Origin of the sequence: Terrimonas pollutisoli, from assembly GCF_029360765.1 — a bacterium.
Classification (GTDB): domain Bacteria; phylum Bacteroidota; class Bacteroidia; order Chitinophagales; family Chitinophagaceae; genus Terrimonas_B; species Terrimonas_B pollutisoli.
Genome location: NZ_JARKNA010000010.1, coordinates 113,960 through 135,097 on the forward strand (window position 1 = coordinate 113,960; position 21,138 = coordinate 135,097).

General features: G+C 40.7%; 19 protein-coding genes. 5 read left to right on the forward strand and 14 right to left on the reverse strand.

What is annotated here, in order from left to right:
• Positions 1 to 534: 534 nt before the first annotated feature.
• Positions 535 to 915 carry a hypothetical protein gene (locus tag P2W73_RS16375; RefSeq protein ID WP_276503157.1) on the forward strand — a complete coding sequence of 127 codons (381 nt, stop codon included), beginning with the start codon at positions 535 to 537 and terminating at the stop codon, positions 913 to 915.
• Between the two features lie 368 nt (positions 916 to 1,283).
• Here the strand turns inward: P2W73_RS16375 and P2W73_RS16380 are convergent, their stop codons facing one another.
• From P2W73_RS16380 to P2W73_RS16440, 13 genes are all read right to left on the reverse strand, one after another.
• On the reverse strand, positions 1,284 to 1,574 hold the full coding sequence (locus P2W73_RS16380) for a winged helix-turn-helix domain-containing protein (RefSeq protein WP_276503158.1): 291 nt from the start codon (positions 1,572 to 1,574) through the stop codon (positions 1,284 to 1,286).
• Positions 1,575 to 1,732: 158 nt separating this feature from the next.
• Positions 1,733 to 2,386, reverse strand: coding sequence for a hypothetical protein (locus P2W73_RS16385; RefSeq protein ID WP_276503159.1), 654 nt, complete (start codon positions 2,384 to 2,386; stop codon positions 1,733 to 1,735).
• A gap of 134 nt (positions 2,387 to 2,520) precedes the next feature.
• Entirely contained in the window at positions 2,521 to 4,776 is a 2,256-nt protein-coding gene (locus P2W73_RS16390; protein WP_276503160.1) for a TonB-dependent receptor, read from the reverse strand.
• A gap of 114 nt (positions 4,777 to 4,890) precedes the next feature.
• Complete coding sequence (locus tag P2W73_RS16395; protein ID WP_276503161.1) at positions 4,891 to 6,294, reverse strand: Ig-like domain-containing protein; 1,404 nt, start codon at positions 6,292 to 6,294, stop codon at positions 4,891 to 4,893.
• A gap of 399 nt (positions 6,295 to 6,693) precedes the next feature.
• Positions 6,694 to 8,274: a F0F1 ATP synthase subunit alpha gene (atpA, locus tag P2W73_RS16400; protein WP_276503162.1), complete on the reverse strand. Its 1,581-nt coding sequence runs from the start codon at positions 8,272 to 8,274 to the stop codon at positions 6,694 to 6,696.
• Between the two features lie 85 nt (positions 8,275 to 8,359).
• On the reverse strand, positions 8,360 to 8,923 hold the full coding sequence (atpH, locus tag P2W73_RS16405) for an ATP synthase F1 subunit delta (RefSeq protein ID WP_276503163.1): 564 nt from the start codon (positions 8,921 to 8,923) through the stop codon (positions 8,360 to 8,362).
• A gap of 75 nt (positions 8,924 to 8,998) precedes the next feature.
• Positions 8,999 to 9,493 (reverse strand): F0F1 ATP synthase subunit B, encoded by a 495-nt coding sequence (gene atpF, locus P2W73_RS16410; protein WP_276503164.1) that lies wholly within the window; start codon positions 9,491 to 9,493, stop codon positions 8,999 to 9,001.
• Positions 9,494 to 9,590: 97 nt separating this feature from the next.
• Positions 9,591 to 9,842, reverse strand: coding sequence for an ATP synthase F0 subunit C (gene atpE / locus P2W73_RS16415; RefSeq protein WP_276503165.1), 252 nt, complete (start codon positions 9,840 to 9,842; stop codon positions 9,591 to 9,593).
• Positions 9,843 to 9,878: 36 nt separating this feature from the next.
• A complete protein-coding gene (atpB, locus tag P2W73_RS16420) occupies positions 9,879 to 10,970 on the reverse strand; it encodes a F0F1 ATP synthase subunit A (protein WP_276503166.1) in 1,092 nt (363 codons plus the stop codon).
• Between the two features lie 64 nt (positions 10,971 to 11,034).
• On the reverse strand, positions 11,035 to 11,523 hold the full coding sequence (locus P2W73_RS16425; RefSeq protein WP_276503167.1) for a nucleotidyltransferase: 489 nt from the start codon (positions 11,521 to 11,523) through the stop codon (positions 11,035 to 11,037).
• Positions 11,523 to 11,753 carry a hypothetical protein gene (locus P2W73_RS16430; RefSeq protein ID WP_276503168.1) on the reverse strand — a complete coding sequence of 77 codons (231 nt, stop codon included), beginning with the start codon at positions 11,751 to 11,753 and terminating at the stop codon, positions 11,523 to 11,525. Before P2W73_RS16430 ends, P2W73_RS16425 begins: the two co-directional genes overlap by 1 nt.
• A gap of 28 nt (positions 11,754 to 11,781) precedes the next feature.
• On the reverse strand, positions 11,782 to 13,557 hold the full coding sequence (locus P2W73_RS16435) for an ABC transporter ATP-binding protein (protein ID WP_276503169.1): 1,776 nt from the start codon (positions 13,555 to 13,557) through the stop codon (positions 11,782 to 11,784).
• 100 nt (positions 13,558 to 13,657) lie between these two features.
• Entirely contained in the window at positions 13,658 to 15,877 is a 2,220-nt protein-coding gene (locus P2W73_RS16440) for a hypothetical protein (protein WP_276503170.1), read from the reverse strand.
• Between the two features lie 223 nt (positions 15,878 to 16,100).
• On the opposite strand from P2W73_RS16440, the gene P2W73_RS16445 reads away from it, so the two are divergent.
• Together P2W73_RS16445 and P2W73_RS16450 are read left to right on the forward strand one after the other, a co-directional pair.
• A complete protein-coding gene (locus P2W73_RS16445) occupies positions 16,101 to 16,778 on the forward strand; it encodes a response regulator transcription factor (protein ID WP_276503171.1) in 678 nt (225 codons plus the stop codon).
• 84 nt (positions 16,779 to 16,862) lie between these two features.
• Positions 16,863 to 17,912, forward strand: coding sequence for a sensor histidine kinase (locus tag P2W73_RS16450; protein WP_276503172.1), 1,050 nt, complete (start codon positions 16,863 to 16,865; stop codon positions 17,910 to 17,912).
• Between the two features lie 6 nt (positions 17,913 to 17,918).
• On the opposite strand, the gene P2W73_RS16455 is transcribed toward P2W73_RS16450, so the two are convergent.
• Entirely contained in the window at positions 17,919 to 19,049 is a 1,131-nt protein-coding gene (locus tag P2W73_RS16455) for an alkaline phosphatase family protein (RefSeq protein WP_276503173.1), read from the reverse strand.
• 192 nt (positions 19,050 to 19,241) lie between these two features.
• On the opposite strand from P2W73_RS16455, the gene P2W73_RS16460 reads away from it, so the two are divergent.
• Both P2W73_RS16460 and P2W73_RS16465 read left to right on the forward strand, forming a co-directional pair.
• A complete protein-coding gene (locus tag P2W73_RS16460) occupies positions 19,242 to 20,093 on the forward strand; it encodes a UDP-2,3-diacylglucosamine diphosphatase (RefSeq protein WP_276503174.1) in 852 nt (283 codons plus the stop codon).
• 12 nt (positions 20,094 to 20,105) lie between these two features.
• Entirely contained in the window at positions 20,106 to 21,128 is a 1,023-nt protein-coding gene (locus tag P2W73_RS16465; RefSeq protein ID WP_276503175.1) for a glycosyltransferase family protein, read from the forward strand.
• Positions 21,129 to 21,138: the final 10 nt, after the last annotated feature.

Consider the following 21,138-nt stretch of genomic DNA (forward strand, 5'->3'; position numbering starts at 1 on the left):
CAGATAATGTTTATCAGATCAATAAAAAAAATAGGGTGGTACTAATTCAAAGTTGGCTTTATCCTAATGGGTAATTTAAAGGATTGGAGGTACGGTATGTTTTGCCTGCTGGATAAGCTAGCGAATCAGAAGTATTACCGGGATATTCAGAGGAAATGAGGACGTGAAAATATATGCTAAGATAAAAAAAGGACGATAGAAACAGGTTAAATTTAGAAATTTCTTTTTCCAGAGTTTACCGGCACATTGCAAAAGGCGTCACTTAACGTTAACGGATTATGGCTGTTTATATGAACGGGATAAAACTCTGTTGGGATTTTCAGGCATTTTTTTTTTGGAAAGGCTTGCATTTAAGACAAGTAGTTATTAGGTTTGTGGAGATTCAGTATTACAGCACTCCTTAATTAAGGTTCTGTTCCAATGGGAATTTTACTACTATAACCCAGCGCTGATTCATCCTCCACCCATCCTTTTTAAACCATCCCCTGATCATCCAATTTTCTGTGGCCCTTTGAATCACTCAAAACCCTGAAAATGAAAACTTTTTACACCCTGCTTATTTGCCTGGTAGTATCAGGCTACGCAAACGCCATCATCGCACCTTTTGATTCTGTAACGGCTTCGTTCTACATTGACGGAGACACCCGCATCAAAAACCTGAATTGCCAGGTGAAAAACGAAAAGCTAATGATTTCCTGGAGCACCGAAGAAAACGAAAAAACAAATCGTTTTGAATTGGAAAAAAGTAAAGACGGAAAGCAATTTTTGCTGGCGGCAATAGTCTTCGGAACGGACAAAAAGGATACGGACAATTATATGTTTTATGAAAAAGCCAGCAAGAAAAAAATATTTTATCGTGTGAAGATTATTCAAAACGATGGAAGTGTTGGCTACTCGCCCATCGTTACTCCGTAACGTTTCATTGCCTCAAACCCAACCACACTATGTCTGAAAAAATCGGGAAAAATCTTAAGGACAGGTATAACCGTCTGAAGAAGGCATTAAAGACTTTATCGCTTAAAAAACAAAAGCAAGTACCATCTTTTGTGTTACAACCGGTGAGAAACAGGCAGCAGTTTTACCGATAGCTAAATAACATACATCGCAAAACTCTTTTATACAATAGAGCCCAATAGAGAGAAAGCCCTTTTTCCAAAGGGCTTTCATATTTGTAGCAGATGCGTATTGATATTAACTCTGGCGGAAAATAAATTCTGCGGACCGCATTACTTCATACAAGTTTATGTACTAAACAAACGAGTCTAGCATACCCAACAAATCTGTCAACGATTCACTCCGAGATAACCCTGCAGCGCCTTTACATATTGCTCAAAAGCTTTGGTACCTAGCTTTGTTATTTTACAAACTGTTTGCGGGTAATTGTCTTTAAATTGTTTGGATATATCAATGTATCCCGCATCTTTTAATTTTTGAATTTGTACACTTAGATTACCAGCTGTAGCATTTGTTTTCTCTTTTAAAAAAGTAAACTCCGCCTCCTTCACACTAATAAGAAGTGAGATAACCGCCAGGCGCAATTGTGAATGCAGTATAGGGTCAAGATCTTTAAACATTCTTGTGGCTTATTCCAATTTATATAAACGATATTCTTTTTCCATCATAGGATTTTACTTTCGTTTCTTCCATGATTATTAAAATCTTGAAATGTCTCACATCAAAAAATTTTGCACGCTATACAATCACCTTAAAACTTCCAGGAGATTTTTTCCGCCTATTTTACCTGGGTTAAAAAATATTGCACCCTGCGTAAACCCCATGAAGGATGAATAGTTGATTCAGGCTTGAAAGCCTCAAATTTTTTAATGGCTTCTTCGAACAATGCTTTGGCCTCTGTTTTGCTGCCCCCGAATTGCTCGGGTGTAAATAATTTATCCTGCGCTTCCAATAGCGTTACCCTTGGGTTTGCCGGGTTCAGACTTTTAGCTGTTGCCAGGGCTTCTTCTGCAGCCGGACCAAACGTCATATATCTGTTTTGGGGATCTCCTATCAGGCGAAGAGAAGCGATCATTTTTTTTACACAATAAATTTCTGAGTTGTCTTTGCTCAATTCATCTGCCTTATTTAAAAGAGATTCGGCCTTGTCAGCTATGGGGTCAGTTTTATCGGCCATTCCCATTTGCCCCATGCTCATCATATAAGCTGCACTTACGTTGGCAAAAGCAGCGTAGTAATAAGGAAGCCATTGATTTTTTTCGGCATCGGCAATTCGTTGAAATGAATTGGCGAGGTTATTCAGGCCGTCTGGCGTCATAGTAGTATCTACGGCAGGAACGAGTTGCTCCATCGCCTTTGTATATTTCTCACTTTGCGAAAAAGATGCAATGGCAATAAAAAGTGTTGTAATCAGAAAAAATTGTTTTTTCATTTGTTTTATTTTTAATTGTTTTGGGCCAAATGGAATTCGCCATAAAATTTTCATCGGTGGTTGGTATAATTTACCCCGAAAATTTTATGGCTCATTTCATGTTTATTCTTTTTTAGGTTGTTTAGTGTATCATTTTATAAAGCGTTATTAATGATTTCATCACTTCTGTCTACACCAAAACTGATAAAGGCGCCGATGAAAACAAACATCCTGGAAGTTGGTGTAATAGCTTCTTTACGATAACCGTTGTACGAATATTGATACCCATAGGTCTGTTTAATATTGAGGATATTACTGACCTGTAACACCCAAACCGCATACGACTTCGGATTTTTCTTACCGATAAACGGTAAATAATTAATGGCGAAGCTTACATTATGATAATCCGGGATGGTTCCCCTGTCATTGAATTTATAATTGGAACCATCATAGCCTATGTGGTAATAGGGGCGTCCGCTGGCATAATTATAAGCACCATTCAAATTCATTTTCCACTTTTGTATAAATCGTTTCACTACCAATGAGCTTGTATGCCTGGCAGCAAAATTGGGTGTTATGGCAAAAGGAAAATTCAAAAAATCCCTTTTTGTATCGAGATACGAATAAGAGATCCAGTAATCAAGATTCTTGATTGTTTTTTTATCACGCCAGAAAAATTCGATACCCCTTGCATCGCCAAAGCCATTATTATTGATAGCCAGTTCCTGGTAATTACTAAGATCTGTTTTCACCAGGTTGTCATACTTTTTATAAAAGATTTCCGCCCGAAAAGATTGCTGATTGACGACCCGCTGAAACTGGGCGATATAGTGAGTCGCCTTCATAAACCCAAGTTCATTTACCGAAGGCAGGTATCTTCTTTCGGGGTTTTGGTAAAATATACCATAGGCAAGCGATGCCTGGGTTCCTCTACTTAATTTATACGCCAGGGATGCCCGCGGAGCAAAATTTGTTTTGTTTAACAAAGATGAATGTTCAAAACGTCCACCCAATTTTGCAGCCAGCGCATTCGTGAGATAAATGTCGGTCTCACCAAAAATGGCATTAATATTTTCTTTTAGACTACCCGGATAATCCTGGCCATTGTGATCGGTATATATTAATTTGTCTTTGCTGAAATTATACTCCGTGCCAAATCGAACAGAACTTAATCCTCTTAGTCTTCTTTCTAAAACCAATTTGACATTGAAATAATTACCCCTGGTATCAACATCAAATTTTTTAAATTCAAGACCCGACAGTATTACGTCATTTTTGTCCTGATCCTGCATCCCACTGTTAATGTCATCTTTATTGTTGGTGTAAGAAAACCCAAGATTGACCTTCCATTTTTTTCCAATATTTTCTTTCCATGCCAGGTTATGATAAATATTGGTATTACGAATACCAAATTTGTCTAAATATCCAACTGAGTCAATACTATTTGTTGTAAATGCAAGCCTGTTGCTGCTGAAATAGCCATAGTATTTTAGTATGCCGGTATTGGATGTTTTAATACGAAAATTAGCGTCTGCATTGTGATAAGCCGGTACTTTCGAGTAATCCTGTTTTTGTTTTATGACGGCAAAGGCGAGATCAAGGTTTGTATATCCGTAGTTCACACCCCACGATGACTTTTTATCCTTCGCTAAGTGTTGAAACCCCGCATTACCGCTTAGCACTGTTATACCAATATTAGCTGAAGATCGTTCAGGCAGATCAATGGACTCAAGGATTAAGGCAGAAGATAACGCCTGGCCATACAAGGCTGAATAACCGCCGGTGCTAAAAACTGTGCCCTTGAAAATAAAAGGAGAGAAACGGCTGAACTGGGCGATATTAGGTACGCCACTATAAAAAAAGTTATTGACCAGGGTTCCATCAATAAATGTTTTTGTTTCGGCAGCTGTTCCTCCCCGTACATACAGCCCCTCACTCTCACCTACCTGCTGAGCCCCGGGTAATGTTTTGAGAGCGCCGGTGATATCACCATTAGCACTGGCTGTAGTCACGATATCGAGAGGATCTAATACTGCCGAAGCCCTTTTTCTGTCACTCGCTTCAAACGTACCTGCTGAGAGAGTGACTGCTTCGAGTTCCGTAATTTCTTCTTTTAGTTCAATGGTGAGATTGAGGTCAGCATTCAATTTTATTTTTTGTTCATAGGGTTTAAAACCTACAGCGGTTACCAGTACGGTTTGCTCACCATTTTCGAATGTTATAAAGGAAAACCGCCCGGAAGAATCAGAAGTGGCTCCATCATAAGAGTCTTTTATACTTATGCTTGCGGCATAGACACCTTTCGCCTTTGTGTTTTTGACAGTTCCTTGTATGGTTATTTGGGCCAACGTAGACTGGCTCATGAGGCAGCCCAATAACAAAAGAAAAAAAGCAGAATTAACTGACTTCACCGTTAGTCTGGTTTGAATGGTCTGACAAATGTAAACTAGTTTACAACATAAACCAAATTTCAGAAAAGAAGGCCGGGCACTCTCCTACCCGGCCGGAACCCCTGGTAGTAAATATTATTGTTTGATAATTGATTGGCTCGCAGTTTGACCATCACAACTAACTCTTACAATATAAAATCCTTTTGCCAGTTTGGTTAGTTGCAAAGCTTCGGTTTGACCTGCATCTGGTACGATATTCTTTAAGGCAACCTGGCCCGTATTGTTATATACTTCATAGCTTACCTTTTTGTGTTGCCAATTAGCTGGAATAGTTATATGAAGCTCATTGATCACTGGATTCGGATAAGCTACCACGCTTAACTTCTGTTCTGCAGTTTTACCAAACCTGATCGACCTTACATATGACAACTCACTCTTACCATCGATGTCAACAGAACGAAGGCGGTAATAAATTACGGCTTGTTTGCCGGCATCAATACCTTGATCAGAAAAAGAATAGCTCCTTGTTTCATTCGAGTTTCCCGCTGCAAATACTATCCCGGCCTCTGCATATATCTCGCCATCGATACTTTTTTCAATTACAAAATGACTTACGCTTTTCTCAGAAGAAGTGGCCCATTTAAGGTCAATATCATTTCCGTTTAGTATAGCTGTAAATGAAGCAAGCTTAACAGGCAACAAAACAGGGTTTGAAAAATTGATAGTAACAAGAGCGGTATTTGAAGTGAGCGGATCAAATCCATTATCTGCTAAGTTATAGCTGAAAGTAGTTGCTGAACCTGTAAATCCGGGATTTGGTGTAAAAGAGAAACTTCCATTTTCATTCAATACAACTACACCATCAATGGAAGTAATTGTCATTGCCGATTTCAAAGCCTCACCGTTTGGATCGCTATCATTCGTCATGACATTACCATAAAAAGGTAAGCCAGCGGCACCATTGAAAATATCATTTACGGCAAGGGGCGCAGCGTTACAGGTGCCTGAACCATATAACGCATTTGCTCCAGCATACAAATCATCAAAAATTAAACGGGAATTTCCATCTCCCGTAGCACCACCCAGCCGAAGCGCTAATTTTCTTAAACCTGTTGAAGCCAGGGTGAATGTCTGATTAAAGGTAAGAACGGAAGTAGCGGAATTCTTATCCATAGTAATAATGTGCAAAGAAGTAAAATTTCCTGCTACATCAATCAATCCGATTTCGATAGTCCTGGTTGCATTACCATTTAGCTTGATGCTTACTTTATATTTAAACGAAACCTGAAAAGAAGTTGACGTAATGTTTAGTGCAGGTGTCATAATATCTCTCGTGCCCGAGCCGCTTGTCGGTGGATTAGTGTACATACTACCTGCTCCGGTAATTACACCTGCTGCTGCGAAAGTAGAATAAACATTAGTCAAGGTCCAGCAGTTACCGTTTAAACTGGCCTCTGGGCCATCGAAATTTTGAGAAAATTGTGCCACAGCAACTGAGAAGACAAAGCTTGCAAAAATGGAGAGTAAAATTGTTTTCATCGAGTCCGTTTTAGGGTTCCAGATTTAAGGGGTTCTGCTATTGAAACCTTCAGACATCCATGAAAACCGGATACGATAAATAACGTGATCAGGGGTAGTTGTACGGCTTGTTTCACGATCGGATTTTCTTAGTTTACTTAGGGTTTCTTCGAATTCCAACACAAAATATTATGAGGATTTTACCCATGCAAGTTTTCAGAGTATTTTTTCTCAATAATTACCGTATTTTATGTAGTATAATTACTACTTATATTTATAATATATTGATAATAAGTAGTTTTATAACTATTTCCTTTTGAGATTACTTTTTCCAATAGTTGTTATTATGAGACTGTAAACCCACTAAAAAAGCCTACTGTTTTGAAACAATAGGCTTTCCAGAAACTATTAAACTGAAAACTACGCCTTATATTGTGGCGTCAGCTCACGTGCTAATTCTACCATCTTCTTCAGACCGCTGTCAGGCAGGTTTCCTTTTTTAAACTCAGCCAAAACATCCGGCAGTTTGTTCTCCATTTCCATCAGGAAATGCTCTTCAAATTCTTTCACTCTTTTAACTGCTACATCTTTAATTAAACCATTTGTACCCAGGTAAATGATAGCTACCTGTTTTTCAACCGGGAAAGGAGAATACTGAGGTTGCTTAAGAACTTCCACGTTACGGGCTCCTTTGTCAATTACGGATTTTGTAGCCGCATCCAGATCCCCCCCAAACTTTGAGAAGGCTTCCATTTCACGATACAAAGCCTGGTCAAGTTTTAATGTACCTGCTACCTTCTTCATGGATTTGATCTGCGCATTACCACCCACACGGCTTACCGAAATACCCACGTTGATAGCCGGACGGATACCCGATAAGAACAGGTTTGTCTCCAGGAATATCTGTCCGTCAGTAATAGAAATCACGTTGGTAGGGATATAAGCGGATACATCGCCAGCTTGTGTTTCAATTACCGGTAACGCTGTTAATGAACCTCCTCCTTTTACCAGATGCCTGATACTGTCAGGTACATCATTCATATTTTTAGCCACATTATCATCACTGATAATTTTAGCAGCTCTTTCCAGTAAACGGCTATGCAGGTAGAATACATCACCAGGATACGCCTCACGACCAGGGGGACGACGTAATAAAAGAGATACTTCACGATACGCTACCGCTTGTTTTGAAAGATCGTCATAAATGATCAACGCCGGACGACCGGTATCGCGGAAAAATTCTCCTATCGCAGCTCCGGCAAAAGGAGCATAGAATTGCAACGGAGCCGGATCAGAAGCGGAAGCCGCAACAATCGTGGTATATTCCATCGCACCCGCATCTGTCAGCGTTTGCATCACACCCGCAATAGTCGATGCTTTTTGCCCAATCGCAACATATATACAATAAACAGGTTTTCCTGCTTTGTAAAATTCTCTTTGATTTATGATCGTATCTACCGCAATAGCTGTTTTACCAGTCTGGCGGTCACCAATGATCAACTCCCGTTGTCCACGTCCGATCGGGATCATGGCATCAATAGCTTTAATACCTGTCTGCAATGGTTCTTTTACCGGCTCACGAAAGATTACACCGGGTGCTTTTCTTTCCAAAGGCATTTCATAACGTTCGCCGGTGATAGGACCTTTTCCATCTATCGGCTCACCCAATGTGTTTACCACACGACCTGACATACCTTCACCTACTTTAATAGATGCGATCTGGCCCGTACGACGAACTTTTGCTCCTTCTTTTACATCCCCGCTTTCACCCATCAATACCACACCCACATTATCTTCCTCCAGATTCAGGGCAATAGCACGAACACCGTTTTCAAATTCTACCAGTTCCCCATAACGCACATTGCCCAGGCCATAAACGCGGGCAATACCATCACCAATTTGCAATACGTTACCAACTTCTTCCAGGTCGGCGCTGGCGTTAAAATTGCTTAACTGCTGGCGCAGTATCGCACTTATTTCATCCGGTTTAATATCAGCCATCTTGAAACGTTTATTGTTTGTTATTTATATTTTTTTGTTTCCAGTTTTCGGTTCCCCTATTCACGACTCGCCGGCTCGCCGCTCACTATCTTATCTTGTAGATAAAGTCATTGTTCTCAAACTGGCGGGCTATTGTCTTAAGATCATAAGCTATGCTGGCATCAACCAGTTTGTCTCCAACCTGTAACACAAATCCACCTATAATATCCTGATCCACTTTTTCTTCCAACTCAATATTATCATAACCACTGGCTTTTTTCACCTGGTTAGTTATCACTCTCCTTACTTCATCAGTAAGTGGTACCGCTGTAGTCAGTCTTACCGAATGGATATCCTTGTGCTCTTTATATTGGCTGATAAAAGCCGTAGTGATCTCGGGTAAATTGCTTTCTCTTCCTTTACTGATCAATAAAGCATTAAAGGCGGCTGTTATTTCAGAGATCTTTCCGTTGGTAACTGCCTCAACAATTTTCTTTTTTGTGTCCGACTTTACCACCGGACTTTTCAGCAAGCTCACAAAATCAGGGTTGCTTTTGCAGATCTGTTGCAACAATTCCATGTCTGCGTATACCTGCTCCAGCTTACCTTTTTCGATAGCCAGGTCAAGTATTGATTTTGCGTAACGGAATGCTAAACGTGGATTTGGCATATTTTTAAAAAGTTTCAAGCTATAAGGTGCAAGGTACAAGTTGATGCCTGTGCCTTGTATCTTGTGCCTTGTTCCTTAGTTCAATTTTACTTCGTCAACCAGCCCTTTAATATGAGCTTCCTGTGATTCTTTGCCTCCTAATTCTCTTCTCAATACTTTCTCACTTACTTCGATTACGAGTTTACCAACCTGGTTTTTTACTTCGGTGATGGCCGCCATTTTTTGGGTTTCAATGGCAGCTTGTGCTTCTACCATAATCTTATTCGCCTCAACTTTTGCCTGGTCTTTTGCCTCGTTAATAATCTTATCCTTTGTTTCTCTTGCCTCTTTCAGCATCTGCGCTCTTTCCTCACGTGCTTTTGCTAATAGAGCTTCATTTTCACTCTTCATTTGAGCCATCTCTGCCTTTACTTTTTCAGCGGCCGCAATAGAATTAGCGATATTGCTTTCTCTTTCATTCAATGATTTAAGAATGGGCTTCCACGCAAATTTTTTCAACAATAACAGTACTACCACAAAGGCTACTATCGTCCAAACAAAAAAACCAAGATGGGGAGTTAACAAACTCATAGAAGTAAATATTATAAATCTTTAATTCAAAAACTTTTTAAGTAACTGCACCCTCTGCCCTGTGCTTCAGGTACAGTACTGACTTTGGGAAGTATGATTACTTCAGAACCGCCAATAAACCAGCGATTACCGCAAACAGTGCCACACCTTCTACGAAGGCAGCTGTCAGGATCATACCACCACGGATGTCGTTTGCAGCTTCCGGCTGACGGGCAATAGCCTCAGTAGCACCTTTACCGATCTGACCGATACCGATACCTGCACCAATAGCAGCTAAACCAGCACCTACAGCACCACCAAAGTGAGACCAGCTTCCAGAAACTTCCAACAGAATGTTCATTAAATCCATGACTCTGATTTTATAATTAAAAAAAAACTTATGCTATTAATGATGGGGGTCCTCTTCAAAATGAGGGTCACCGACTGCCTGGCTGATAAACACCGCTGTTAGATTAGTGAATATATAGGCCTGGATAAAAGCTACCAAAATTTCAATTACATAAATAAACACCGCAAACGCAATAGATACTGGTGCAAAAGCCACACCGGCGACTTTGGTCATTTCTGCAAAAATGAAGATCAAACTCACGAAGCTCAATATAATGATGTGTCCGGCCGTCATGTTAGCGAACAACCTGATAATAAGCGCAAAAGGCTTGGTAAACACACCCAACAGCTCTACCGGTAACATCAATATCTTGACCGGTACTGGCACACCAGGAAACCAAAATATATGACCCCAGAAATGACTGTTGGTGCTGAAAAGAATCACTACCAGTGAAATCAGGCCCAGCACAGCTGTGAAGGCAATGTTACCTGTAACGTTCGCACTACCCGGGATCAATCCAAATAAATTGTTGATAAGGATGAAAAAGAAAACAGTGAGCAGGTAGGGTAAATATTTTTTGTATTTGTGACTGAGGTTCGGTTTGGCGATATCATCTCTTACAAACATGATCACGGGCTCGATGGCATTTTGCAGGCCTTTTGGCGCTGAAGTAACACCCTGCCCGGATTTATATTTCTTAGCCATGTTGGTGAGAATTAAAAACAGCACCAGCAAAGCCACGAACATCTGCACTACGTTTTTGGTAAGAGAAAAATCATAAACTTTTACAGCTTCATCCACCGCGCCATCTTCTTTCACAGCAACTATATCGTGTCCTTCCAGCTTATAACCATTGTGAATTTCCTCTCCATGATGAAATTTCGAGGACATAAAGAAATCGAGGCCTCTTTGAGGGGAATAAAGGATCACAGGCAGAGGCAAAGTAGCGTGAAAGTCATGGCCGCCCTCTTTTTTGATGGTAAAAAAGTGAAACTCATGGGCATCCGCGATGTGATCCAACATTTCCTTACCTGGGTCAAATTTGGTCTCCGTCCCCTCTCCTTCACCAGCAAAAGCCATATGGGAAGAAAAAACAAGAAACAGACTGAAAACCGCTACTGATAAGGATTTGAAAGGTCTGAAAGCCATATGGGGTCCTGAAATTTGGCGCAAAGATAAGGGTGGGTAGGTGAAAAACCTTGACTTAAGAAAATTACTCCCTGCCTTTTTCTTCCAGGTATTTTTTGATCTTTTCCAGGTAGATGACGTCTGTTTGGTCTTTTGGCCGGTTAACGGCTTTCTTATTGGCAATTAAATGATTAATGTGAAGAAAAGGAATTTTTAACCCCTCGATTTCTGCCAGCGAAGCTAATTGAAGGCATTCCCCGAACGTATAGCCTTCCAGCCCTTTCATATCAATTAAAAGATCGACACGAAGACCATTATTTAGGTGAAAATCTGTCCATCCGGGAACTATTTGCAGCGTTTTGAGCAGGTAATAATCACCTAATCCTGCTTCCCGAAATGCTTTTCTGAGGTTTTCCCTATTCATCTCAGTATCCTCAATCCAAATGTCAATATCATCAGTAGTACGTTGATAGCCGTTTAAATTAGTAGCTACACCACCAACCATTATATAATTGACCTGGCATTCATTGAGATGTTTCCAGAAGTTTAATAATTCCTCGTCAAAGATATCCATCAGTGTTTGTTATCAGGGCTAATCGGCTTGTGAGTTATTTTTGCTTTAGCCAGCATCCGATTTAATTTCATCAGGCGAGTCATTACAAAAAATCGTTCTTGTGGCGTTCGATTCAATGCTTCAATAATTTGATCCATTTCTGCTTTTTCATAAAAGCTGTCCGGTTCCTGCAAAAAATTTTTATGCAGGGCCAATTGCTCATCATGTGTTAATTGGCTGTATTTTTTCACACATGCAAAATACTAAAAATATTAGATTTTACAGCTTCGCAGGATGCTTTTCGAATTGCATTTCATGTAATTGACTATAAAATCCGCCTTTTTGTAAAAGCTCTTCATGGCTGCCCATTTCTTTGATTTCACCTTTATCCAGCACGATGATTTTATCCGCTTTTCGTATGGTAGATAACCGGTGAGCAATGACGATAGCTGTTCTGCCTTGTATCAATGTATCGATAGCATGCTGAATGAGTTGCTCACTTTCTGTATCGACGGAAGAAGTGGCTTCATCCAGGATCAATATTGCAGGATTGTACAACAAGGCACGGATAAAAGACAATAATTGGCGTTGCCCCATAGAAAGCGTGGCCCCTCTTTCCATCACATTGTAATCATAACCGCCCGGCAGTTGCATGATAAAATCATGCATATCGATCAATTTCGCCGCCTCAATCACTTTTTCTTTCGGAATGTCAGGATTGCGCAGCGTAATGTTGTCCATCACAGAACCGGAAAAAAGAAATACATCCTGCAACACCACCCCGATATTTCTTCTTAGAAAGTCAAGATCATATTTTTCAATATTTACATCGTCAATCCGGATAGCTCCTTTTTGAATGTGATATAGCCGGTTCAGCAAACTGATGATTGTTGTCTTTCCACTACCTGTGTGACCTACAATGGCAACTGTTTCCCCGGGTTTTATCAGGAAACTGATATCTTTTAATACGTAGTGTTCATCTTTATAAGCAAACCAAACTTTGTCCAACTCTACCTTGCCTTCAACGGCAGTGTCGTGTTTATAAGCAGGTGCATGTGATTCAGGAATAAAGTCATCATTATCCAATACTTTAAAAACCCGTTCACTCGCCACCACTCCCATTTGCAATACGTTAAACTTATCGGCCAACACCCGCAAAGGACGGAACAAAAGGTTCAGACAAAGAATAAATGAAATTACAACCCCTTGCTGGCTCTGCTGAAGTGACAAGGCTTCTTTTGCAGTCCACCACACCACGAGCCCGATAGAAAGGGCCAGTACAATTTCTACGACAGGGAAAAAAACGGAGTAAGCAAATATGGCTTTGATATTAGCATTGCGGTGCTGGCGGTTTATTTTCCGGAATTTTTGAAACTCTCTTTCTTCGGATGCAAAAGACTGCACCACCTGCATCCCAGTCAGGTGTTCCTGCACAAATGCATTGAGGCTCGCCACTGCATTACGCACTTTAAAAAAAGAAACATTGATGCTCTCTTTAAAATAATAAGTAGCGATAATAATAATGGGAAACGGAATCAGTGCAATAAGCGTCAACTGCCAGTCGGCCCAAAACATATAGGCTAATACACAAGCTATTGATAAAAGATCAGCAATGATAGGAACAAGGCCTTCGGCAAAGATATCGTTGATGGACTCGATATCATTGATGGTTCGGGTGGTCAGCGTACCGATCGGCGTTTTATCAAACTGCGAAAGATTTAAACCCAGTATCTTTTTATAAACAGCAATCCGCATATCTTTTACTACTGATTGGCCAAGCCATGCAGTGGTAAAAGAAAAGAAAAAACGCATAGCGGTTTCCAGCAATATCAGGCCCACCTGGATCAACGTAATGGTAACCACCATATCCGCTATCGAGTTAGCGATATATTTATTTACCGTTAATTGGATCAGGAGAGGCCTTACCGGTGTAATAAAAGCCAAAAGAATAGCCAGAATGACGGATATATATAATTTTCGCTTATAAGGAGCAGCGTATCCGAATACCCGTCGCAATACAGCGATATCAAATTTTTTTGGCGAAGTTTCTGACAATGCGTTCAATTATAGAAACAGCAAATGTAGGAATAAACCTATGAGCTATCAGGCTGAAATGATGAGTGACATGTTAAAATATACAACCGGTATTTGTCTTTTATAAATCACCTGTTTCCTCTCCGGCAGCTTTGCGATATGCTTTAATAAAGATAGCGCCAAGGTTTTTATAAGGTGGGATGTAATCTTCAAAACCTTCTACAGCAGTTTTTGATTTGAATTCTTTCCAGAATGGCAACCAATCTATGCCATGACCATTTCTCAGTTTTTCTGTCAGCAATTGGAAGAAAGGCTTGTTAATGGCTGTTTTACCAATTTGCTTGGAAGCGATAATATGCGCATCGGATGATTTATGCAGAATAGAATCGATCAAATGAAAACCACCGCATGATCCCATGAAAACAATGCGGGATGCAGGATCCATGTAGCCGATGGTTGAATTGGCAAAATAGCTATGTCCGCGATGGATAGTAACAGTTGGGTGAAGATTATTTTTTTCAAGGTATTCTCCCAATGCCTGCTGCGCCCTGTCATCCTCACCCGTTTCTTCAGGAAGAGGCTTATTGGCATAGATGAGCACCGGTTTACCTTTTATAGATTTTATTACAATCCATTGCGGGTTGCTGCGATCGATGGTCCAGTTGCCACCGGCAAACATATTTTGAAAACCAGTAAATATGCTCTGCCCATCTTTATCACCATAAAAAAAGACTTGGGCAATTACCTCTCCTTTATCATTGGTGAGCGAAGAAAAAGGAACATTATAAACCGGCGGTATTCCCAGTTCTTTGGTCAGGTCAATATTTTGGGTGGAATCTGCTGACAGGAAAAGTTTATTGAGGATATTATAAATCACAATACCCTTTGTGTTATTCTCATCCTGGTTACGCTTATAATTCTCCTGCACCAGTGACAAAACTTCGGATGCCAGTTTTTTATTTGTTTCGATAATACTGGCGTAAGAATCTGCTACATCTACCCCGTCTTCTAACCCTTCAGTTTTTTCGAGCCTGCCTACAAATGCTTTCATCAGGTTGGTGGCGTCATCGTGAGCGGGAAAGGAAGAAAGGAAATTGCCCAATGTATTATACGCTGCCGCCTGGCTAATGAATTTACGATAATGATCGAATCTTACACTTAATAATAAAGAATCACCCCGGTTACCAATTTTTTTCATCATCAACGGATAAACACCATTGGTATAGCTCGACGTATAAATCAGTCCGTCTGTCAATACTGCGAGGTAATATAATTCCTGGGCATTGAGCGGTTGAAGACATCTGAAACGAACAGCATCGGGTTCGTTGTGCAAGCCATTTATCGTTGTAACAAAAACGTCCTTGGCTTTCTTTTCCAGTTTTGCCGTCAGATCTTTAAAAGCAATGGCTGTATCCTTATTGAGGAGCCTGTCCATGTAATCCAGTTGGGTTTTCACCAGCAACCGGTAATACTGAACCGAATCGCTTTCCGCGACATCAATTTCCTCAAAGGTCATTTTGCCTTTTACAATATTGTCGAGGAAAGGAAAATACTGCTGCCCGCTTTTACTTCTGGACATCCGCGTCACCGCTTTTACAAATTCATCATCATTGATGTTGCGGATAATAGCGCCGAGTTTATTCCCCGCCTGTGCATAGGTGTACAATTGACCGGGGTATTTTTTACCCATCACTTTTATCAGGCTGTCTGCAAACGGAACGTTTGGATTGTCTTTAAGCGTAATAAAAGTTTCAGCGGGCCGAAGTGTACAATATTTCAGGATCAATAAATCTTTGGTTGATTGGTAACCCGGGTTTCTGTCAAAAATCCCTGACGCAAGGATGGCAGTACCTACATCATAAGGAAGTGATTGTAGTATCGGTTCTATGCTTTGACCGGCCTTATCTTTCTGAAAACTTTTTTCGTAAGCCTCGATAACAACAGGCAGGTTTAAAACATTCAGTTTCCTGTTCCGGAAGTTTAGCCTGACGTATTTTAAGATATTTGAAGTGCCTGTCAGGTAATTGACTTTCAACCGGTGATCCAATAACGAATCTGTTTCTATCTTATACTGGAATTCATCAATCTCATTGGTGATCACCTTGGTCAACCGCACGTTTATTTCCTCGTTGGTAGAGATAACAAATTGGTTATCTGTTTTTCCATCAGCTGCCAGCAAAGATTTTTGTTCTTTATCAATAGCTTCATGATTGATGAGCCGGCGAAATTCCGGTTTAAAGTTTTTGAGATAGGTGGTATCCATTTGCGCCTGCGCCGTAAGACTGGAAGAAAGGAAATGGAGTACGAGAAAGGGTAGTATGTATGTTGCCAGTTTTGCCATAAGATCAGACTGTAAAATTAATAACCAAACCTGAGATTAGCCAGACTATTGCCCGCCAACATTTTAAAGACGTCAAAGTGCACTAAAGGTTGGCATAGTCAGCCGGTAATTTATCCTCAAAATCATGCCTGAGATTAACTTATCATTAAGTCTGTATGAACAAACCTCCTAAATTTTCCGGTGCTATAAAATCCAAGTAGGTTTGCGCAAATTTTCAACGGCTATGGAAAACAAAACAGGTAAGGTGCTGATCGCTGATGACGAACCGGATATATTAGAAATATTGAAATACAACCTTGTTAGTGAAGGATATGAGGTTATTACAGCGAAAGATGGCGACGAGGCACTGGAAAAGGCGAGGAGAAATATGCCCGACCTGGTAGTTCTGGACGTAATGATGCCAAAGAAAACCGGTGTGGAGGTCTGCCAAATCTTGCGGGCACAGCCTATTTTCAAAGACACCTTGATCATCTTCCTCACGGCTGTCAACGATGAAGGCACCCAAATCAAAGGACTTGAAACTGGTGCTGACGATTATGTAAGCAAGCCCATTAGCCCGAAAGTGTTTTTGAGCCGGGTGAATGCACTTTTTCGCCGGCTGAATAAAAAAGAAGCTAAAACACTCGAGATTGGTAACCTCACTATAGATCCTGAACGTTTTATTACACAAGTCGATAAACAGGATGTAGTATTGGCCAAAAAGGAATTTGAGCTTTTACATTTACTCGCCCAAAAGCCCGGCCGTGTATTTCTTCGCAATGAAATACTCAACCAGGTTTGGGGAAATGATGTTATTGTTGGCGACAGAACCATTGATGTACATATCCGTAAGATCAGGCAAAAATTAGGCATTGATTGTATTACTACAGTGAAGGGTGTGGGATATAAATTTGAACTATAACCCCCCCCCCAACCCCTTAAGGGGAGCAATGAAAACACTTTCTTGTTCCTGTACCTTGTGCCTTGTGCCTTGTACCTTTACTTTATGTTTTCCATAAAAAATATTTCACCACGGCAACTTTCGGCATTTACCGCATTGGCGTTAGCAGTACCCATCGGTTTATTTCTTTGGTATGTGGAAAAAGACTGGATCATTGCGCTTGTCTGCTTTGCGGTTATTTTTATCGGTAGTTATTTCCTGATCTCCTTCGTGCTGGAACGTTTTATTTATCGGAAGATAAAACTCATCTATAAGTTTATCTACCAGACAAAGGCCACTAAACGGGAAGAGACTTACTACAAATACATTTTGCCTAAAAAAAGCATTGATGAAGTAAGAGAAGATGTAGAAGCCTGGGCCAGCGAAAAAAAGGAAGAAATTGAATTGCTGCAAACCAATGAGCGGTTTCGCAAAGAGTTTTTACAAAACCTGTCGCATGAATTTAAGACACCCATTTTTGCGATACAAGGCTATGTGGATACCCTACTGCAGGGAGCATTGGAAAACCCGGCAGTGAATAAACGGTTTTTGGAAAAAGCTGCCACCAATGTGGAACGTCTTACCAACCTGTTGACTGACCTGGATGAAATTTCCAAACTGGAAAGAGGCGAACTGCATTTGCTAAAACAAAATTTTATCATCCAGGACCTGGTAAGAGAAACGTTTGAAAGCATCTCCATCGTCGCCGAACAAAAAAATATTCGTTGCTTTATCAAAAAAGGTTGCGAGTCGCCATTGATGGTTTTTGCCGACAAAGAAAAAATCAGGCAGGTATTATTAAACCTTGTTGAGAATTCTATTAAATACGGCAAACAAAATGGAACGATAGTCGCCAGCATGTATAAGACCGATGAAAAACATGTACTGGTTGAAATAAGTGACGATGGCATTGGCATTCCTGAAAAATTTCTGCCCCGTATTTTTGAACGTTTTTACCGCACCGACAAAGGCAGAAGTATGGATGTAACAGGCAGTGGTTTGGGCCTGGCTATTTGCAAACACATTGTCGAAGCCCATGGGCAAACCATTCATGTGCGCAGCAGAGAAGATGTAGGCACTACAATCGGTTTTACACTGGAAAGAAGAAAGGATTAATCTTTTTTACCTGCGTTTTGATACAATAGCCAGGTCACTGGCATTGTCCCGGAATTTTTCTCCTACCAATTCAGCTATCAATCCTGCAATCTGTTGTTGATACAACTGTTGATTGTCTTTTACTTCTCCCAACGGCTCAATAGAGGGGCCTAGCAGGGCTAGCCAGGTTTGTGAAGAACCGCGAATAAAACTACTGTGAGACGACCATTTATCCCTGCGGCTACCACGCCCATGATCGGTGGTGATCAGGATAGTGGTATTGTCTTTATATCCGGGCGTTGTTTGTATCCAATGCCAGAGCTCTGCCAGCATACGATCTATTTTGTTAGCTTGTTCAAGATACAAATCATACCGGCGGCTATGTGCATATTCATCTGTTTCGCCAAGTCCGAGAAATAAAACTCTTGGGCGATGTTGCTGCAAATATTCTTTGGCAGTTAAAAAAGTCAACTGATCATGGCGGGTACCACCTTTGTTATAAACAGCTTCTGCCTGCACTTTATCAATCAACTGTTGCTTGTCAGAGATGTTAGCATTTCCCATGCTTTCATAACCACTGTTGACCAGCATACCACTTCGCTCTTCATTTAAGATATAAGGAAACACATCCCATGATGTAAAGGCCACCACTTTGCCTTTGAACGCCTCTTTTGTGTTCAGGTATTCCAGGACATTGGTATTGCTATTCAGTTTTCGCTTATTGGATGCCACCAGCAGGTCTGTATTGCCGGTTAGTATTTCATTGTAACCGGGATAAGAGAAATTATAAATATTAGCGGTATTTACTTTATTGCCTTCCTGCCTGTTTCCATAGAGTTGACCTTTTTTAGCAAGGATACTCCATAAAAACGGCATTAATTTCTGGCGGCGTTCTTTTTCGCTGTCGGACCAATACAACATTTTCATGGTGGCGGTATCGGGTGTGTACTGCGTATTATTAATAAGCGAAGGATCAACTCCGGTAAAAAGTTCCTGCCAGCGAAAACCATCTACAGTAATGATGATAAGATTGGGTGCAGGCTGCTTGTTTACGGAATCTTTTACCGGCAGGCTAACTGTTGCTGCGGATAAATCCTTTGCTGGTTGTAATAAGGGCAAAACAGCGAGAAGAATGGTAGAAACTACAATGGTTCTCATTAACGGAGGTTTTGCAAAGAAAGAAAGCAGGTATAAACTGGATGTTAACAGGTAGTCACTATAGTGTTAAGAAATATACCGGCAACAAGCTCTTTACAAAACTCATTCTTTGTCTTTCTATTCATCACAATTGTATAATACTACCGTAATACAGAGTTTAAATACAATGTCAATCTTTGCCAAACCTCTGAAATGCAAAAACGCCCCGTTGATGTTGCAGTAGTATCCGACCTCCATCTCGGCACTTATGCCAGCCGTGCCAGGGAATTTGTCACTTATCTCAAAAGCATTTCACCCCGGCTACTGATCTTAAACGGTGACATTATTGATGGATGGCAATTCAGCAAACATTATTTTCCTGCCGTTCACATGGCCGTTATACAGGAAATATTCACCCTGCTTTCCAGTGGTACCCGGGTGATCTATATCACCGGCAATCATGATGAAATGCTGCGCCGCTATTCGGATATTCATCTTGGCAATTTTCAATTGACCGATAAAGTAGTTATCGAAATTAACGGCAAGATGACCTGGATCTTTCATGGCGATGTGTTCGATCATACTACCAGAGGACAGGCAAAATTGTGGACAAAACTGGGCAGTAACGGTTATGCATCATTGCTGGCCTTTAATGGCTTTGTCAATTGGGTCATGAAACTCATAGGAAAGAAAAAATTATCGTTATCTAAAAAGATCATGGAGCAGTTTAATAAACGAATGGTGAATATTGAGGCATTTGAAACACTAATAGGCGAACTGGCCATTGAAAAAAATTACGACAGCGTCATTTGCGGCCATATTCATCAGCCACAAAAAAGAATAATCACTAACGACAAAGGCAGTGTCACATACATGAATTCCGGTGATTGGGTAGAACATCTCACCGCTTTAGAATACCATGATGACGACTGGCATATTTATAACTACGACGCTGCCATTATGAAAACGGTGGAAGTATTACCCGCCAAACCGCAACCCGAAGTGATGACAAATGAAATAGCTATCTATCTCCATTCACTGGCATTGCAAAAAACGGCGATGTAAAAAATTTACAAGATGAAAATCTTTTATGCAGTACAAGCTACAGGCAACGGTCATATCAGCAGGGCGATGGAATTGTTACCACACCTGCAACAGTATGGCAACGTGGATATATTCCTGAGTGGCAACAATAGTAACCTGGCATTGGATGCACCTATTAAATACCGTAGCAAGGGATTGAGCCTATACTATAATTGCAATGGTGGCCTGGATTTCTGGCAGTTGTTTAAAGAGTTTCAGCCGTTGCGCTTAAAACAGGAGATCAGGGATCTGCCCGTTGAAAAATATGATCTTGTCATTAACGACTTTGATTATATCACCGCAGCCGCCTGTGCCAAAAAGAAAATTCCATCCGTCAATTTCGGGCACCAGGCCAGCTTTCAATCAATGTATACACCACGTCCTGCGATAAGAAGCAAGGCGGGTGAATGGGTGCTGAAAAATTATGCAAAAGCCACTCATAATATCGGTCTTCATTTTAAAGCCTATGATGATTTTATTTTCACCCCAGTTATTAAAAGGGAAATACTGGACGCTGAACCGACCGACGCCGGTTATATCACCGTATATCTTCCCTCCTATTGCGAACCACAGCTTCTCTCGATCTTCAGTCCGTTTACAAATACCCGGTTCGAGATCTTTTGTTCTCAAACAACGCAGCCAAAAACACATGGACATATTACCCTGCTTCCGGTCAACAAGGCCCTATTCAACAAAAGCTTTATTCATTGTTCCGGCATTATCACCGGCGGAGGTTTTGAAACACCAGCGGAAGCATTGCATATGGGCAAAAAAATCATCAGCATACCGATACGAAGCCAATATGAACAACAATGTAATGCAGCCGCGTTGAAACAACTCGGCATACTAACGCTGACAAACCTGGACGCCGAATTCAGCAATCATTTTTATAAATGGATGAATGAAAGAAAAAGTTTAAAGATGGATTATAGCAAGACAGTGCCGCAGAGCCTGGATTATCTTTTTAACAATGTCTATTCTTCACTGAAGAGAGAAAAACCGGAGTTGCAGTTATAAAATTATCCCA

What these genes read in the sequence shown, in the direction of transcription:
- P2W73_RS16375 (WP_276503157.1), top strand. Translation starts at nt 535, where the DNA reads ATGAAAACTTTTTACACCCTGCTTATTTGCCTGGTAGTATCAGGCTAC.
- P2W73_RS16380 (WP_276503158.1), bottom strand. Translation starts at nt 1,574, where the DNA reads ATGTTTAAAGATCTTGACCCTATACTGCATTCACAATTGCGCCTGGCG.
- P2W73_RS16385 (WP_276503159.1), bottom strand. Translation starts at nt 2,386, where the DNA reads ATGAAAAAACAATTTTTTCTGATTACAACACTTTTTATTGCCATTGCA.
- P2W73_RS16395 (WP_276503161.1), bottom strand. Translation starts at nt 6,294, where the DNA reads ATGAAAACAATTTTACTCTCCATTTTTGCAAGCTTTGTCTTCTCAGTT.
- atpA (WP_276503162.1), bottom strand. Translation starts at nt 8,274, where the DNA reads ATGGCTGATATTAAACCGGATGAAATAAGTGCGATACTGCGCCAGCAG.
- atpH (WP_276503163.1), bottom strand. Translation starts at nt 8,923, where the DNA reads ATGCCAAATCCACGTTTAGCATTCCGTTACGCAAAATCAATACTTGAC.
- atpF (WP_276503164.1), bottom strand. Translation starts at nt 9,493, where the DNA reads ATGAGTTTGTTAACTCCCCATCTTGGTTTTTTTGTTTGGACGATAGTA.
- atpE (WP_276503165.1), bottom strand. Translation starts at nt 9,842, where the DNA reads ATGGATTTAATGAACATTCTGTTGGAAGTTTCTGGAAGCTGGTCTCAC.
- atpB (WP_276503166.1), bottom strand. Translation starts at nt 10,970, where the DNA reads ATGGCTTTCAGACCTTTCAAATCCTTATCAGTAGCGGTTTTCAGTCTG.
- P2W73_RS16425 (WP_276503167.1), bottom strand. Translation starts at nt 11,523, where the DNA reads ATGGATATCTTTGACGAGGAATTATTAAACTTCTGGAAACATCTCAAT.
- P2W73_RS16440 (WP_276503170.1), bottom strand. Translation starts at nt 15,877, where the DNA reads ATGGCAAAACTGGCAACATACATACTACCCTTTCTCGTACTCCATTTC.
- P2W73_RS16445 (WP_276503171.1), top strand. Translation starts at nt 16,101, where the DNA reads ATGGAAAACAAAACAGGTAAGGTGCTGATCGCTGATGACGAACCGGAT.
- P2W73_RS16450 (WP_276503172.1), top strand. Translation starts at nt 16,863, where the DNA reads ATGTTTTCCATAAAAAATATTTCACCACGGCAACTTTCGGCATTTACC.
- P2W73_RS16455 (WP_276503173.1), bottom strand. Translation starts at nt 19,049, where the DNA reads ATGAGAACCATTGTAGTTTCTACCATTCTTCTCGCTGTTTTGCCCTTA.
- P2W73_RS16460 (WP_276503174.1), top strand. Translation starts at nt 19,242, where the DNA reads ATGCAAAAACGCCCCGTTGATGTTGCAGTAGTATCCGACCTCCATCTC.
- P2W73_RS16465 (WP_276503175.1), top strand. Translation starts at nt 20,106, where the DNA reads ATGAAAATCTTTTATGCAGTACAAGCTACAGGCAACGGTCATATCAGC.